Source organism: Aeromicrobium sp. Leaf272, from assembly GCF_001422865.1.
GTDB lineage: Bacteria > Actinomycetota > Actinomycetes > Propionibacteriales > Nocardioidaceae > Aeromicrobium.
Genome location: NZ_LMMY01000011.1, coordinates 327,610 through 341,072, shown reverse-complemented (window position 1 = coordinate 341,072; position 13,463 = coordinate 327,610). Strand labels below are relative to the sequence as shown.

General features: G+C 72.0%; 19 protein-coding genes, 1 tRNA gene and 1 pseudogene. 6 read left to right on the top strand and 15 right to left on the bottom strand.

Annotation, left to right across the window (positions count from 1 at the left end; all coding sequences use genetic code 11):
* The 7 genes and pseudogenes from pknB to ASF38_RS08690 form a co-directional block, all read right to left on the bottom strand.
* Positions 1-1,294, bottom strand: a 1,294-nt coding sequence (gene pknB, locus ASF38_RS08715) for a Stk1 family PASTA domain-containing Ser/Thr kinase (protein ID WP_156366874.1), incomplete at its 3' end; no start/stop codon positions are given.
* A gap of 27 nt (positions 1,295-1,321) precedes the next feature.
* Positions 1,322-2,791 (bottom strand): penicillin-binding protein 2, encoded by a 1,470-nt coding sequence (locus ASF38_RS08710; RefSeq protein WP_055962097.1) that lies wholly within the window; start codon positions 2,789-2,791, stop codon positions 1,322-1,324.
* A pseudogene (locus ASF38_RS19265) lies at positions 2,788-3,075 on the bottom strand (FtsW/RodA/SpoVE family cell cycle protein); the annotation flags it as partial. The gene ASF38_RS08710 and the pseudogene ASF38_RS19265, both read right to left, overlap by 4 nt.
* Position 3,076: 1 nt before the next feature.
* The coding region (locus tag ASF38_RS08705) for an FtsW/RodA/SpoVE family cell cycle protein (protein WP_235497602.1) at positions 3,077-4,104 on the bottom strand (1,028 nt) is incomplete at its 3' end.
* A 3-nt stretch (positions 4,105-4,107) separates the two neighbouring features.
* Complete coding sequence (locus ASF38_RS08700; protein WP_082480631.1) at positions 4,108-5,403, bottom strand: PP2C family serine/threonine-protein phosphatase; 1,296 nt, start codon at positions 5,401-5,403, stop codon at positions 4,108-4,110.
* A gap of 4 nt (positions 5,404-5,407) precedes the next feature.
* Positions 5,408-5,896, bottom strand: coding sequence for an FHA domain-containing protein (locus ASF38_RS08695; protein ID WP_055962090.1), 489 nt, complete (start codon positions 5,894-5,896; stop codon positions 5,408-5,410).
* On the bottom strand, positions 5,896-6,618 hold the full coding sequence (locus tag ASF38_RS08690; protein ID WP_055962086.1) for a DUF3662 and FHA domain-containing protein: 723 nt from the start codon (positions 6,616-6,618) through the stop codon (positions 5,896-5,898). The genes ASF38_RS08695 and ASF38_RS08690 overlap by 1 nt, the downstream gene beginning before the upstream one ends.
* Before the next feature lie 291 nt (positions 6,619-6,909).
* On the opposite strand from ASF38_RS08690, the gene ASF38_RS08685 reads away from it, so the two are divergent.
* Positions 6,910-6,992: transfer RNA gene (locus ASF38_RS08685), tRNA-Leu, on the top strand.
* Between the two features lie 242 nt (positions 6,993-7,234).
* On the top strand, positions 7,235-7,405 hold the full coding sequence (locus ASF38_RS08680; protein WP_156364908.1) for a hypothetical protein: 171 nt from the start codon (positions 7,235-7,237) through the stop codon (positions 7,403-7,405).
* 142 nt (positions 7,406-7,547) lie between these two features.
* Here the strand turns inward: ASF38_RS08680 and ASF38_RS17500 are convergent, their stop codons facing one another.
* The 5 genes from ASF38_RS17500 to ASF38_RS08660 form a co-directional block, all read right to left on the bottom strand.
* Positions 7,548-7,709 (bottom strand): hypothetical protein, encoded by a 162-nt coding sequence (locus tag ASF38_RS17500; protein ID WP_156364909.1) that lies wholly within the window; start codon positions 7,707-7,709, stop codon positions 7,548-7,550.
* Positions 7,710-7,775: 66 nt separating this feature from the next.
* On the bottom strand, positions 7,776-8,084 hold the full coding sequence (locus ASF38_RS08675) for a hypothetical protein (RefSeq protein WP_056575450.1): 309 nt from the start codon (positions 8,082-8,084) through the stop codon (positions 7,776-7,778).
* A 12-nt stretch (positions 8,085-8,096) separates the two neighbouring features.
* Entirely contained in the window at positions 8,097-8,489 is a 393-nt protein-coding gene (locus ASF38_RS08670; RefSeq protein ID WP_055961890.1) for a universal stress protein, read from the bottom strand.
* The gene (locus ASF38_RS08665; protein ID WP_056575165.1) at positions 8,486-9,142 is read right to left on the bottom strand and encodes a class I SAM-dependent methyltransferase; all 657 of its coding nucleotides are present in this window, start codon (positions 9,140-9,142) and stop codon (positions 8,486-8,488) included. The genes ASF38_RS08670 and ASF38_RS08665 overlap by 4 nt, the downstream gene beginning before the upstream one ends.
* Positions 9,143-9,183: 41 nt before the next feature.
* Complete coding sequence (locus tag ASF38_RS08660) at positions 9,184-9,654, bottom strand: DoxX family protein (RefSeq protein WP_082480630.1); 471 nt, start codon at positions 9,652-9,654, stop codon at positions 9,184-9,186.
* A gap of 154 nt (positions 9,655-9,808) precedes the next feature.
* On the opposite strand from ASF38_RS08660, the gene ASF38_RS08655 reads away from it, so the two are divergent.
* Positions 9,809-10,429: a LysE family translocator gene (locus tag ASF38_RS08655; RefSeq protein WP_055966039.1), complete on the top strand. Its 621-nt coding sequence runs from the start codon at positions 9,809-9,811 to the stop codon at positions 10,427-10,429.
* 3 nt (positions 10,430-10,432) lie between these two features.
* Here ASF38_RS08655 and ASF38_RS08650 read toward each other — a convergent pair whose 3' ends face one another.
* On the bottom strand, positions 10,433-10,906 hold the full coding sequence (locus ASF38_RS08650; protein WP_056575164.1) for an NUDIX domain-containing protein: 474 nt from the start codon (positions 10,904-10,906) through the stop codon (positions 10,433-10,435).
* 96 nt (positions 10,907-11,002) lie between these two features.
* On the opposite strand from ASF38_RS08650, the gene ASF38_RS08645 reads away from it, so the two are divergent.
* The 3 genes from ASF38_RS08645 (at position 11,003) to ASF38_RS08640 (ending at position 12,642) form a co-directional block, all read left to right on the top strand.
* A complete protein-coding gene (locus tag ASF38_RS08645) occupies positions 11,003-11,923 on the top strand; it encodes an NADP-dependent oxidoreductase (RefSeq protein ID WP_200914466.1) in 921 nt (306 codons plus the stop codon).
* Positions 11,924-12,044: 121 nt separating this feature from the next.
* Complete coding sequence (locus tag ASF38_RS17495) at positions 12,045-12,212, top strand: hypothetical protein (protein ID WP_156366856.1); 168 nt, start codon at positions 12,045-12,047, stop codon at positions 12,210-12,212.
* A gap of 118 nt (positions 12,213-12,330) precedes the next feature.
* Entirely contained in the window at positions 12,331-12,642 is a 312-nt protein-coding gene (locus tag ASF38_RS08640) for a DUF4235 domain-containing protein (RefSeq protein WP_055966037.1), read from the top strand.
* Between the two features lie 85 nt (positions 12,643-12,727).
* On the opposite strand, the gene ASF38_RS08635 is transcribed toward ASF38_RS08640, so the two are convergent.
* Together ASF38_RS08635 and ASF38_RS17170 are read right to left on the bottom strand one after the other, a co-directional pair.
* A complete protein-coding gene (locus tag ASF38_RS08635; RefSeq protein ID WP_056575161.1) occupies positions 12,728-13,288 on the bottom strand; it encodes a DJ-1/PfpI/YhbO family deglycase/protease in 561 nt (186 codons plus the stop codon).
* 32 nt (positions 13,289-13,320) lie between these two features.
* On the bottom strand, positions 13,321-13,463 hold a 143-nt coding region (locus tag ASF38_RS17170), incomplete at its 5' end, for a WhiB family transcriptional regulator (protein WP_162237328.1).

The following is a 13,463-nucleotide window of genomic DNA, read 5'->3' as shown; positions in this document are numbered from 1 at the left end:
CCTGGACCTGCTCGGGTCCGGACGACACGATCAGCTCGATCTCCGAGCCGTCGGGGGCCATGGAGTCGCCCTCGGGGGTCTGGGAGACGACGTTGCCGCTCTCGACGTCGGCGTCGGGACGTTCCTCGGTCGTGACGGTGAACCCCTCGCCCTCGAGGGTGCGCTGGGCGGCCACGGCGTCCTGGCCGACCACGTCGGGCACGCGCACCTGGGCCGGGTCCTCGGTGTCGTTGCCGGCGAGCAGGAAGTACGCGAGGCCGGCGATGATCAGCGCGGCGAGGATGCCGAGCGCCCACCACAGGGCCTTGTTCTTCTTCTCCTCCTCCTCGTCGTCGGCCACGGCGGGCTGGGTGCCCGTGGCGGCTGCGGCGGCGACGGCAGGGGCCACGGCGGTGGCCGCCGGGATGGCCGAGGTGGCCTGCGTGGGAGCGTCGACGTGCTGGCCGGCGATGGCGCGCTCGAGGTCCTTGCGCATGTCGGCGGCCGACTGGTAGCGGTCGTCGGTGCGCTTGGCGAGGGCCTTGGCGACGATGTGGTCGACCGGCTGCGACACGTCGGGGTTCAGCTGCGACGGAGGACGGGCCTCCTCGCGGACGTGCTGGTACGCCACCGACACGGGGCTGTCGCCGACGAACGGCGGGCGCCCGGTGAGCAGCTCGTAGAGCAGGCAGCCGGTGGAGTAGATGTCGGAGCGGGCGTCGACGGTCTCGCCGCGCGCCTGCTCGGGGGAGAGGTACTGCGCGGTGCCGATGACGGCCGCGGTCTGCGTCATGGCGCTGGAGGAGTCGGCGATCGCGCGGGCGATGCCGAAGTCCATGACCTTGACCTGGCCCGACGGCGTCAGCATGACGTTGGCCGGCTTGATGTCACGGTGGATGATGCCGGACCGGTGCGAGTAGTCGAGCGCGCTGAGCACGTCGGCGGTGATCGACAGCGCCCGCTCGGGCAGGATCTTGCGGTCGTCGCGCAGGATCTCGCGCAGCGTCTGGCCCTCCACGTACTCCATGACGATGTACGGGATGTGGTTGCCGTGCTTGTCGGTGGAGTCGCCGGTGTCGTAGACGGCGACGACTGCCGGGTGGTTCAGGGCGGCCGCGGACTGGGCCTCGCGCCGGAAGCGGGCCTGGAAGGTGTCGTCGGAGGACAGGTCGGCCCGCAGCTGCTTGATCGCCACGGTGCGGCCGAGACGCAGGTCGCGGGCCACGCGGACGTCGGCCATGCCGCCGCGCCCCAGCAGTCCGCCGAGCTCGTAGCGCTCGCCGAGCAGGATGGGCTCGTCGGGGGTACCGGTCATGGTGTCACTCTCCCTGAGGGGTCGAAGTCACTCACCGAGCACCGCCTCGATGACGGAGCGTGCGATGGGGCCGGCGAGACGTCCGCCGGCGATCTCGTTGCGGGCGGTGTCCGAGGACTCCACGACCACGGCGACGGCGACCTTGGGGTCGTCGGCCGGGGCGAGGGCCACGAACCAGGCGTAGGGGGGACGGTCCGCGGTGGACTGCGCCGTCCCGGTCTTGGCGCCGACGTCGACGCCGGGGATCTGGGCCGAGGTGGCCGTCCCGGACTCGACCGTCGCGACCATCATGTCGCGCAGCTTGGCGGCGTTGTCGGAGGTCATGGCCTCGCTGAGCTCCTCGGGCTCGAGGGACTCGATGACCCGGAGGCTGGGCGAGCGCACGGTCTTGACCACCTGCGGCTTCATGACGACACCGTCGTTGGCGATGCCGGCGCCGACCATGGCCATCTGCAGCGGAGTGGCCGCGACCTCGAACTGGCCGATGCCGCTCTGGGCGAGCTGCGGGGCCTCGAGGTCGGTGCCCTCGACCGTGAAGCGGCTGGCGTTGTTGCGCAGGCCCTCGATCGGGTCGGTGCCGAAGCCGAACTTGCGTGCCTGCTCCTCGAGCTTGTCCTGGCCGATCTTGCCGGCGAGGTCGCCGAAGGAGACGTTGCAGGAGACCTGGAGGGCGCGCTCGAAGGTGATCTCGTCGCCGCCGCAGTTGCCACCGTTCTCGTTGGGCAGCGTGTAGTCGATGCCGGGGAACGACAGGCGCGCGCCGCCCTTGACGTCGTCGTCGGGCTCCAGGCCCAGCTCGTCGAGCGCAGCCGCGGCGGTGACCAGCTTGAACGTGGAGCCGGGGGGCAGGATCTGCTCGGTGGCCCGGTTGGTGAGCGGGTCGTCGTCGTCGCCCTGCAGCTTCTCCATGGCGTCGGCGACCTCGCCGAAGTCGTGGCTGGCCAGGGCGTTGGGGTCGTAGGACGGCTGACTGACCATGGCGAGCACCTCGCCCGTCTTCGGGTCGAGCGCGGCGACGGCGCCCTTGGTGTCCTTGCCGAGGGCCTCGAGCCCGCTGGCGGCCACCTTCTGCGCCTGGGGGTCGATGGTCAGCTCGACGCTGCCGCCCTGGGGCTTCTTGTTGGCGAACAGGTCGATCACGCGGCTGACGAACAGCCGGTTGTCGTTGCCCGAGAGCACGCGGTTCTGCGACCGCTCGAGGTTCTCGCTGCCGTACAGGTAGGAGAAGTAGCCGGTGAGCGGTGCGTACAGCTCGGCCTGCGGGTAGGTGCGCTGGTACTTGTACTGGTCGTCGCTCGGCTCGCTCTCGGCGATCGCCTCGTCGCCGACGAGGATGGCGCCGCGGTCGCGCGAGAAGTCGGCGTCGATGACGCGCTTGTTGCCCTGGCGGTCGTTGAGGTCCGTGGCCTGCACGAACTGGACCACGTTGACGTTGATGAGCAGCGCCGCGAACAGCACGAGGCACGCGACGGCGAGGTTGCGGATGGGCTTGTTCATGACAGCTTCACCACCTGGGTCTCCTCGTCGTGGTCGAACTGCGACACCTCGGGCGCGGGGCGCCGCGTCTGGTCGCTGATGCGCAGGAGCAGCGCGATGATGGCCCAGTTCATGACCACCGACGATCCGCCTTGGGCCATGAACGGCGTCGTGAGGCCGGTGAGCGGGATGAGCCGCGTGACGCCGCCGATGACGACGAAGATCTGCAGGGCCATCGAGACGGCGAGGCCGGCCGCGAGGAGCTTGCCGAACGCGTCGCGGCAGGTGAGGGCGATGCGCATGCCNCCCATGGCCGCCGCGATGAAGTCCGAGAACGAGAACGGCGTGAGCTGGGGACTTCCCTGGCCCCAGCCCGTGCCGAGGATGCCGCCGTAGGCCATGCCGAACAGGCCGTTGATGATCTGGCCGTTGCGGTCGGGATCGGCGAACGGGTCGAGCCAGGCGTCGAAGCGCACCCGGACGTGACCGAACGCCAGGTAGCCGAAGTAGGCGCCGACCACGAACAGCCCGCCGCCGACCACGAGCCAACCGGGGCGCTCGGTGGCGATGTAGAGCATGACCACGAAGAGGCCGAAGAAGAGCAGCGAGGAGCCGAGGTCGCGCTGGAAGACGAGGATGCCGATGCTGATGAGCCAGCCGACGCCGATGGGTCCGAGGTCGCGGCCGCGGGGCAGGTCGATGCCGGCGAAGCGGCGTCCCGCGAGGGCGAGCGCGTCGCGCTTCACGACCAGGTAGCCGGCGAAGAAGATGGCCAGGCAGATCTTGGCGGCCTCGCCGGGCTGGAAGCTGAACGGCCCGAGGTTGATCCAGATGCGGGCGCCGCGGATGTTCTGCCCGATCACCGGCAGCAGGGGCAGGACGAGCAGCGCCAGGGCGAGGAAGCCGAAGGTGTACGTGTAGGCCTGCAGGCGTCGGTGGTCGCGCACCACGAGCAGCACCACGGCGAACGCGACGATCCCGAGGGCCGACCAGATGAGCTGGGAGTTCGCGAGCGGCGCGTAGTTGCCGCCGAGGCACAGGTCCTCGCAGCCGAGGTCGATGCGGTAGATCATCGCCAGGCCGAGACCGTTGAGGCAGATGACCAGCGGCAGGAGCACGGGGTCGGCGTAGGGCGCGACCTTGCGGACGAACAGGTGGGTCGCGATGGCGGCGACCACGAGGCAGCCGGCCAGCTTGACGGCGCCCGCCGGGATGCGTCCCTCCGAGCCGAGGCCGACCGCGCAGTAGGCAGCCACGCCGATGCAGATGGCGAGCAGCGTGAGCGTCAGCTCGGCCCCGCGGCGCTTGCGTGGGACGAGGGTGGGGGTGGTCATGACCTAGGCCCCCTGCTCGTCGTCGGCCGAGGCGCTCGCGCTGGGCGTGGGGGACGGCGACGGAGTGGGCTTGGGCACGACGGCGAGGTCGCGCAGGTTCTCGACGATCTGCTCGGCGTTGGCCCGGCTGTCGGCCTCGAGCCCGCCCTCGACCTGCTCGGCGCGGAACGCCGGCAGGGTGTCGAGCTCGATGTCGGTGACCTCGTCGACGCGCTGCAGCGTGACGAGCGGGATGTCGGCCTGCACACCGCGGTAGATCGTGACCTTGCCGTCGGACGCGGCCACGTAGTACTGGTCCTGCGTCCACTGGTAGGCGTAGAAGAGTCCCGCGGCGATCGCCCCGACGACCACGGCGAGCGCCACGAGCCGACGCACCCAGCGCCACTTGCTGGGTGGGACCGGCGCGTAGCGCAGCTCCTCGGGGTCCGGCTCACGCTCGCGCTTGGCCTCGCCGCGGGTGCGGGACTTGCCGGTGCCGCCGGAGGCCTGGCCGGTCCGGGGTCGCGGTCCGCCGGACGCCGCGCCGACCAGCTGCGGCTGGCCGTCGGATGACGACAGGTTCTCGTCGGGCTCCCCGTCGTCCTCCACGAGCTCACCGATGACGACCGTGACGTTGTCGTACCCACCGTTCTCGAGGGCCGTGCGGACCAGCTCGGAGGCGGCGGCGTCGATGGTCTCCGAGGACAAGAGGCGCTCGATCGTGGCGTCGTCGACCATGTCGGAGAGGCCGTCGCTGCACAGCAGGAAGCGGTCGCCCAGCTGGCCCTCGAACCAGTCGAAGTCGGCCTCGTTGTCGTCGCGGCCGAGCATGACGCGCAGCAGGAGCGAGCGGTGCGGGTGCACACGCGCCTCCTCGGGCGTCAGCTTGCCCTCCTCCACGAGGCTCTGCACGAAGGTGTGGTCGGTGCTGATCTGGGTGAGCTCGCCGTCGCGCAGCAGGTAGGCGCGGGAGTCGCCGATGTGGGCGGTGGCGAAGCGCTCGCCGTCCCACAGCATGGCCTCGAGCGTGGTGCCCATGCCCTCGACCGAGGGGTCGTCCTGCACCAGCTCGCCAAGTCGGTGGTTGGCGTGGGCGACGGCCTTCTCGAGGGCCTCGAGCGGGTCGATGTCGGGCAGCTCGCGGTCGAGCTGGCGGATGACGTTCATGGCCTCCGCGGAGGCGAGGTCGCCGGCCGCTGCGCCACCCATGCCGTCGGCGACGGCGATGAGCCGGCCGCTCGCGTAGCCGGAGTCCTGGTTCATCGAGCGGCGCAGGCCGACGTCGGTCAGCGCGACGTAGCGCAAGGTCAGGGAGGTCATCGCCCTACTTCCGCAGCTCGACGATCGTCTTGCCCAGGCGGACCTGCAGTCCGAGGCCGACGGGCGTGGGTGAGGTGATGCGCTGGCTGCCCAGGTAGGTGCCGTTGGTGGAGCCGAGGTCCTCGACGAACCACTGCTCGCCGTTGGTGGCGAAGCGTGCGTGGCGCGTGGACACGTAGTCGTCGTCGAGGCGGATGGCGGCGTCGGTGCCGCGGCCGAGCAGCACCGGGCCCTCGCCGAGGGGGACGCTCTGGCCGGAGTTGGGACCCGACACGACCTGCAGCTTGGTGGGCGCGCCGCGCGGGGTGCGCTGCTTCTTGCCGCCCTTGGTCGGCTTGGGCGCCGCCGCGGCCTTGGGCTGGCGCTTGGCCTTGGCCGCGGGGGCCTTCGCGCCGAAGATGTCGGAGCGGATGACGGAGACGGCCGACAGGACGAACAGCCACAGGACGGCGAGGAAGCCGATCTTGATGAGGGTGAGGGTCAGGTCCGACATCAGGCCTCGCTCGTCGTGATGCGGATGGTGAGGGTGGTGTTGCCGAGGCGGATCTCGGACCCGTCGCGGACCGACGCGGTCTGCACGCGCTGCCCGTTGAGGATGACACCGTTGGTGGACTGAAGGTCGGTGACCGTGACGCTCGTGTTGCCGCCGGACTCGTGGACCTTGATGTCGGCGTGCCGGCGCGAGATGCCCGGGTCGTCGATGCGCAGGTCGGCCTCGCTGCCGCGCCCGACGACCACGCCGGGCGGGGTGAGGGGGTGCTTGAGGCCGTTGACCTCGAGCACCACCTGCGAGCTGCGGACGGCGGTCTCGGTCATCCGCTGGCCCTCGACGGGGCGGACCGACGCGTTGGTGCGGCTGCGGACGCGGAACCGGCCGGTGCCGAGCTCGGTCGCCATCACGAGCTGGATGCTGAGCGGGCCTGCCAGCGTGTACCGCTGCTCGGTCACGTGCTCCTGGACGAGCGTGGCCAGCTCGGTGGTGAGCGTGTCGCCGAAGGGCGAGAGCCGCTCGTGGTCGACGGCGGACAGCTCGACGGTGAAGTCGTTGGGGACCAGCATCCGCTGGCGCGACAGCACGTGGGCGGAGTTGTCGACCTCGCGCTGGATGGCGGCGGCGATCTCGACGGGCTGCACGGCGCTGCGGAACGCGCGGGCGAACGCACCGGTGACGGCGCCTTCGAGTCGCTGCTCGAAGCGGCTCAGCACTCCTGCCATCAGGTGTCGCTCCTGCCGGTCGGGTCGCGGGTGTCGTCGGTGGTCCCGACGATCGTATCGGCAGGGCCGCAGCACGCGAACTCGCACGCGAACACGTTCCACCCCGTCATCGGTGGATTCGCAGCATCAGGCCCTTCGGACGCCCCCATCGGTGGATGTTCGACCCCGGCGGCGCCTCTGCAGTCGAGGATCCACCGATGACGTCCACGGTGGGCGGGTGCTCCGCGCCCCGCGGGGGATCGGCCCGCACGCCTCCTGTTAGACTCGGCGATCGGTTCCTCCGGGAACCATGCGCGAGTGGCGGAACGGCAGACGCGCTGGCTTCAGGTGCCAGTGTCCGCAAGGGCGTGGGGGTTCAAATCCCCCCTCGCGCACACGACAGGACCGGGCCCCGACAGCACTGCTGTCGGGGCTCGTTCGTTGCTGGGGCCCGGTGCTGGCGTGTGCATCGATGGTGCGGGGATTTGAGGAGGAGGTCGCTCAGCGACCGACGGAGTCCCCCCTCGCGCACACCGAACGACCGAGCCCCGGCAGCACTGCTGCCGGGGCTCGTTCGTCGCTGGGACCCGAGTAGACCGGACTCGTGCGCGGTGAGGGCTGAACTACCGTGGCGGGCATGGGAGTCTTCTCGCGGACCAGCGCCTTCTTCGGCGTCGATCGGGTGGCAGTTCTCGCGGGCTTCCGCCTGACGACGCGCGGGGTCAGGATGCCCACCTGCCTCACCTGCGGTGCGGTCGTCGCCTACGAGTCGCAGGCCGAGCACTCCGAGTGGCACCAGCGTTCCTGAGGTCGTCGGCGAGCTGACGTGGCAAGCGGGCCCGGGGGGCCGTCCACGGGCGCTCGGCACCGGACGTCACCGAGCCTTTCGGCGACGTGCTGGACGGCTGAGGCTCTCCGCGAGGGCGGTTGCCCGGGTGGGCGGTGATCGACTACTTCCGCCGGCGGCTGTTGTTGTAGCTCGGGACGGACAGTGACAGCAGGCCCGCGGCGAGGAGAAGCAGGGCGATGGTCGTGGTCCCGCTCACGAGGCTCACGATGCCGGCGACCACGAAGAGGAGTCCGGCCACGTACCAGAGGGTGGGGCTGTTCATGGCGTCACGCTAGGACCGGGTGCCGGGGGGCGCCACACGACGACGTTGCTGCGGCGGGCGCACTCGTCAGTCGTCGAGTGCGTCGAGCTGCTCCAGCGCCTCGCGGGCCCGGGCGCGGCGGGCGTCGGGGTGGTCCTCCCACCAGCGCGGGCCGCGCTCGCCGAGGCCGTGCTTCGCGAGCCCGACGCGACGACGCGCGGCGGCCACGGCCTCGTCGTCACCGTCCTTCTTCGCCACGCGGACTCCGGAACGGCCGCGGCCGAGGTGCGACGTGAGCGCCCCGACCACGTCGTCGGGCAGGCAGGGGTCGGTACGGCGCCACCGCCGGCCCTTGACCACGAAGAAGTGGTCGTCCTCCACCGGTCCGTCACCCACGGCCACGTCGTCTCAGTGCGGGACCTTGACCGCCACGACCGGGGCGTCGGCCTCGAGCAGGATGCGCTGGGACGTGCTGCCGAGCACCAGCTTGCCCACGGGGGAGCGGCGACGCTGACCTATGACCACGAGCGAGACGTCGTCGGCCTTCGCGTGGTCGAGGATCGAGTCGGCGGCCCCGCCGGCGCCGCGGAAGTGCACGACCTCACCGGTCACGCCGTCCTCGGCCAGGCGCGACTCGAGCGCGTCGATCTGCTGCTCCTCGGAGATCGCCTCGTCGGTGTCGGCGCCGGGCGTGGCCACCACGACCACCCGCGAGCCGTCCCTCTTGGCCTGGGCCAGGGCCCACGCCAGCGCGGCCTCGCCCTCGGGGGTCGGGACATATCCCGCCACGATCGTGCTCATGTCATCTCCTCGTCGTCGACGTCCCCCACCGTAGTCGCCGTGGCCACGGCGGTCGTGACGAAAGCCCACGGGCGTCCCATCGGCGGGACCGGGAGGTAGCCCTGGTCGAGCCGGTTCGTCGCGAACCCGGCGCGCTCGAGTATCTCGACGGGGTCGCGCGTCAGGTGGCAGCCCCCGAACGACCGCTGCTGCACGCCGTCGAGCCGACGCTGCCAGCGCACGACGCCCGCGTCGGGAGCGAGCCCGTGCTCGGCCAGGTGCAGGGCGCCGTCCGGGCGCAGCACACGACGAGCCTCGGCCAGGACGGCGGCCGGGTCCTCGACGGTGCAGAGCGTGAACGCGAACAGGACCGCGTCGACCGACCCGGTCCCGACGTCGACCCTTGACCCGTCGAGGCCCACACGCCGGACCGCCGCCGAGCAGTCGCCGCGCCGCCCGGCGGACAGCTCCCACGCCACGTCGGAGGGCTCGACGGCCAGCAGCTCGTCCACCGCCGGGGGCAGGAAGCGACAGCTGGTGCCCGAACCGAAGCCGATCTCGAGCACACGGCCGCGCAACCCGCGGGCGACCCGCACGCGGACGTCGTCGAGCTGCGCGTCACCGCAGGCGCGGTCGACGATCCGTGGCACCACGTGCCGGTCCCACCAGCCCATGGGCCACCGTAGGCCGCCGCGGGAGTCAGGCGGGACGGGAGTCAGGCGGGGCGGGGGCGCGCGAGCAGGGCGTCGACGCTCCAGCGTCCGGGCCCGACGAGCGCCAGCAGGAAGGCCGCGGCCGCCAGCACGATCACGAACTCGGCGCCACCGTCGGCGACGAGAAACGCGTCGCGGTGGGCGAACCAGGCCGCGCCCAGCATGGCCACGCCGAGCAGCGGTGCCACGACCGTGGTCAGTGCGCCGGCGACGAGCAGGACGCCGCCCGCCACCTCCAGCGTGGCCAGGAGCACGGCGGTGACGTCGGCCAGCGGCACGCCCATCTGAGCGAACCCGTCCTGCGTGCCACCGATCCCGGCCGACCACTTCTGCCAGCCGTGCACGACGAAGACGACGCCGACGACCACCCGGCCGAGGAGCAGGCCGGCGTCGCGGGCGACGGCGGGCCGGTGGTGGTCGAGCGTGCGAGCGAGGCCGGACGTGGCCCGGGTCGATGTGGACTGCGTGGACATGGGACCCCCGAGGTCGTGTGGACGGTACGAGAGGTGGGACGAACGGCCCGCCCCGACCGTTCCGGGGACCGGTGTGAGCCGGGTCGCGTCGACGCAGGCCTCAGCCCCCTCGGAAGCGGTCACGACCACGGTCGCGGGGCCCTACGCTCGTCCCGTGGCCACGTACCTCTCCTTCCTGGCGTTCGCGGCGCTGCTCGCCGTCGCGCCGGGACCCGACACGTTCCTGACCCTGCGCGCCAGCGTCGTGGGCGGACGTCGGCGCGGGATGTACACGGCCGCCGGCATCACGGCCGCCGGTGCGGTCCAGGGACTCCTCGCCGCGATGGGACTGGGTGCGGTGCTCGCTGCCTCCGAGCCGGTGTTCCTCACGATCCGGTGGGCCGGGGTCGTCTACCTCACGTGGCTCGGGGTCACGGCCCTGCGCTCGGCCCTGCGCCGCGACGGGAGCGCCTGGGCCGTCGGCTCGGGCCGCGCCCAGGTGCGGCGTCGCACCGCCGTGCGCCAGGGCTTCGTCTGCAACATCACGAACCCCAAGGTGCTCGCCTTCAACCTCGCGGTGCTGCCGCAGTTCGTGGGCCGCGACCAGGGCGTGGCCGTGCTCGCTGCCTATGCGCTGACCCTCGTGGCGGTGGGCGCCGTGGTGCTGCTCGTGGTCGTGCACGGGGCGTCCGCCGCCGCGTCACGGATCGCCCGTCCGGGGTTCCGACGCGGCATCGACGGCGGCACGGGCGTGGTCATGCTCGGCTTCGCGACCGCCCTGGCCGCCGAGTCCTGAGGCTCAGGCCCCCGACCAGCCGAAGGTCGTCGGACCGTCCTCGAGGGCGGCGGCCACGCGACCGCGCATGTCGGCGGTCATGTCCGGCAGGTCGTCGAGGGCGAACCAGCGCGCCTCGGTGTTCTCGCCGTCGGCGGGGTGCGGCTCGCCCGAGACCCACCGCAGGCCGAAGGTGATGTCCGTGTACTGGGTCCGGTCGCCGTTGGCGTAGACGACGACGTCGGTGACCCCCACGCGCGCGACCCGCACCGGCTCCGCCTCGACGCCGGCCTCCTCGAGGGTCTCCCGCACCGCGGCGTCGGCAGGCTCCTCGCCGGGGTCGATGATGCCGGTGACCGGTGTCCACGTGCCGTCGTCGGCCCGGCGGACGAGCAGGACCTCGTCGCCGCGCGTGGTCACCGCCGTGACGCCGGGGAGCCACAGCGGGTCGGTCCCGATCTTCTCGCGAAGGGCGAGGATGAAGTCCGGGGTGCTCATGGGACGAGGGTAGGCGGCACGACTCCCTCCGGGGCGCGGATGGAATGCGGATGGAATGGTCCGCCGCCGTGGTCCGTTGACCATGACATGCGTGCCATGACCTATGCCCAGTACGGAGACGACGACGTCCTCGAGCTCACCGACCAGCCGACCCCCAAGGTCGGACCGGGTGAGCTGCTCGTGGAGGTGCGAGCGGCCTCCGTGAACCCCGTCGACTGGAAGCTCATGAGCGGTGGCCTCGACGCCCTCATGGACGTCCGGTTCCCCGTGGTCCCGGGCTGGGACGTCGCCGGTGTCGTGGCCCAGGTGGGCATCGACACGCCCGAGTTCTCCGTGGGCGACGAGGTCGTGGCCTACAACCGCAAGGACTACGTCCACGGCGGGACCTTCGCCGAGTACACGACGGTCCCGGTGCGTGCCGCCGCCCGCAAGCCGGTCGACGTGTCGTGGGAGGAGGCCGCGTCGCTCCCGCTCGCCGGCCTGACCGCCTTCCAGGCGCTCGAGCGGCTCGAGGTCGGCCCGGAGGACACGGTCCTCGTGCACGGTGCCGGCGGAGGCGTCGGCTCGTTCGCGGTGCAGCTGGCCGCGCGGGCCTTCCGCGCCCGGGTGATCGGATCGGCGTCCAGCAGCCAGCACGACCGCATCCGCGAGCTCGGTGGGGAGCCGGTCGAGTACGGCGACGGCCTGGTCGAGGCCGTGCGCGGGCTCGCCCCCGACGGCGTCTCCGTGGTGCTCGACCTCGTCGGCGGCGTCGTGGACCAGACCACGGCGCTGCTCGAGGAGGACGGCCGTCACGCCTCCATCGCCGACGACGCCGTGCTCGGTGCCGGCGGCGCCTGGTTGTGGGTGCGCCCCGACGCCGACGACCTGGGTCGGCTCGTCGGGCTGGTCGACGACGGCACGCTGCGCATCGAGGTGGAGGACACCTACCCCCTCGAGGAGCTTCCCGCGGCCTTCGCCCGCAGCCAGGAGGGTCACGTGCACGGCAAGCTCGCCGTGCGCGTCAGCACCGACTGACCCCTTCGGCTCCTTCCCGTGCGCCGGGTGGGCCCGCAGGCCCACGTCGGTTGAGCCGCTCGACCCTCGCATCGTCCTGTCCGGGCGCGACACAGTGGATGCGACGACGAGAGGAGACACCGTGGAGCGCATCGCCGCACCTGCCCACCGCAGGTCCGAGATCGAGCGACGCCGACGCCAGGTGCGCCGCGTCGTCGCCACGGCCGCGCTCGGGGCCGCCCTCACCCATCCGGCGACGGCGGGACACCGTCGCCGGCCGACCGTGCTCTCCGGACACGGTCGTTCCTGAGGCCGCGTCGTCGCCCTCCTCCAGGGGGCGGCGACGCGTCCGGTCCGCGACGCCCGTCCGCATCGGGGGGACGGGCGTCGTGATGCGGATCGAAGCGTCCGTGGCTACCGTCGGGACCATGCCGTCCAGTGCCCCGCAGAAGAAGCCCAGCACCTCCGCCAAGGTCCTCTACCGGCCCGTCGGGCTCGTGAGCTCCATCCTCGGCGGCCTGTTCGCCAGCATGATCTTCAAGCAGGTCTGGAAGCGGGTGAGCCCCTCGACGGACGCCAGCGGCGACGTCCCCGGTCCGCTGCAGAGCGAGTACCCGTTCAAGGAGATCATGCTCGCCGCCGTGCTCCAGGGCGCGATCTACGCCGCCGTCAAGGCCGTCATCGACCGCCAGGGCGCGCGCACCTTCGAGAAGGTCACCGGGGAGTGGCCCGGCTCCTGAGGCCCGACCGACCCGCACGACGAGGCGCCACCCGCTCCACGGAGCAGGTGGCGCCTCGGTGCTGTCCGGGTGGGCGTCGGGGGCGTCAGCCCGCGAAGACCTCGACGAGCTTCGCGTCGAACGCGGGCAGGTCGTCGGGGTTGCGCGAGGTGACGAGGTCCCAGCCGTTCGCCGGGCAGTGCACGACCTCCGCGTCCTCCCACGTGCCGCCCGCGTTGCGGACGTCGGTGGTCAGCGACGGGAACGACGTGAGCGTCTTGCCCGGCAGCACGCCGGCCTCGACGAGGATCCAGGGCGCGTGGCAGATCGCCGCGATCGGCTTGCCCGCGTCGACGAACGCCTTCACGAGCGCGACGGAGTCGGCGTCGGCACGCACCTTGTCGGCGTTCACGGTGCCACCGGGCAGCACGAGCGCGTCGTAGTCGGCCGCCGAGGCGTCGGCCACAGCCACGGTGGCCTCGAAGGTGGCGTCCTTGTCGACGTCACCGACCATGGACTGCACCGTCGAGGCCTCGGGTGCCACGTGGACCGGAGTCCCGCCGGCGTCGAGGACGGCCTGCCACGGCTGCTCGAGCTCGGGCTTCTCCACCCCGATCTGGGCGGTGAGAAAGGCGACGGTCTTGCCGTTCAAGGACGTGTCGGACATGTCTGTCCTCCTGTTCGTTGGGGGGCGACGTCTCAGGCGACGTCGGTGGTGCGGGGGCGACGCTCGAGGATCTCGCGGCGCTCGGCCTCGCTCAGTCCGCCCCAGACGCCGTACGGCTCCTGGACGGTGAGCGCGTGCTCGCGGCACTGCTCGATGACCGGGCAGCGGGCGCAAA

What these genes read in the sequence shown, in the direction of transcription:
- ASF38_RS08710 (WP_055962097.1), bottom strand. Translation starts at nt 2,791, where the DNA reads ATGAACAAGCCCATCCGCAACCTCGCCGTCGCGTGCCTCGTGCTGTTC.
- ASF38_RS08700 (WP_082480631.1), bottom strand. Translation starts at nt 5,403, where the DNA reads ATGACCTCCCTGACCTTGCGCTACGTCGCGCTGACCGACGTCGGCCTG.
- ASF38_RS08695 (WP_055962090.1), bottom strand. Translation starts at nt 5,896, where the DNA reads ATGTCGGACCTGACCCTCACCCTCATCAAGATCGGCTTCCTCGCCGTC.
- ASF38_RS08690 (WP_055962086.1), bottom strand. Translation starts at nt 6,618, where the DNA reads ATGGCAGGAGTGCTGAGCCGCTTCGAGCAGCGACTCGAAGGCGCCGTC.
- ASF38_RS08680 (WP_156364908.1), top strand. Translation starts at nt 7,235, where the DNA reads ATGGGAGTCTTCTCGCGGACCAGCGCCTTCTTCGGCGTCGATCGGGTG.
- ASF38_RS17500 (WP_156364909.1), bottom strand. Translation starts at nt 7,709, where the DNA reads ATGAACAGCCCCACCCTCTGGTACGTGGCCGGACTCCTCTTCGTGGTC.
- ASF38_RS08670 (WP_055961890.1), bottom strand. Translation starts at nt 8,489, where the DNA reads ATGAGCACGATCGTGGCGGGATATGTCCCGACCCCCGAGGGCGAGGCC.
- ASF38_RS08665 (WP_056575165.1), bottom strand. Translation starts at nt 9,142, where the DNA reads ATGGGCTGGTGGGACCGGCACGTGGTGCCACGGATCGTCGACCGCGCC.
- ASF38_RS08660 (WP_082480630.1), bottom strand. Translation starts at nt 9,654, where the DNA reads ATGTCCACGCAGTCCACATCGACCCGGGCCACGTCCGGCCTCGCTCGC.
- ASF38_RS08650 (WP_056575164.1), bottom strand. Translation starts at nt 10,906, where the DNA reads ATGAGCACCCCGGACTTCATCCTCGCCCTTCGCGAGAAGATCGGGACC.
- ASF38_RS08645 (WP_200914466.1), top strand. Translation starts at nt 11,003, where the DNA reads ATGACCTATGCCCAGTACGGAGACGACGACGTCCTCGAGCTCACCGAC.
- ASF38_RS08640 (WP_055966037.1), top strand. Translation starts at nt 12,331, where the DNA reads ATGCCGTCCAGTGCCCCGCAGAAGAAGCCCAGCACCTCCGCCAAGGTC.
- ASF38_RS08635 (WP_056575161.1), bottom strand. Translation starts at nt 13,288, where the DNA reads ATGTCCGACACGTCCTTGAACGGCAAGACCGTCGCCTTTCTCACCGCC.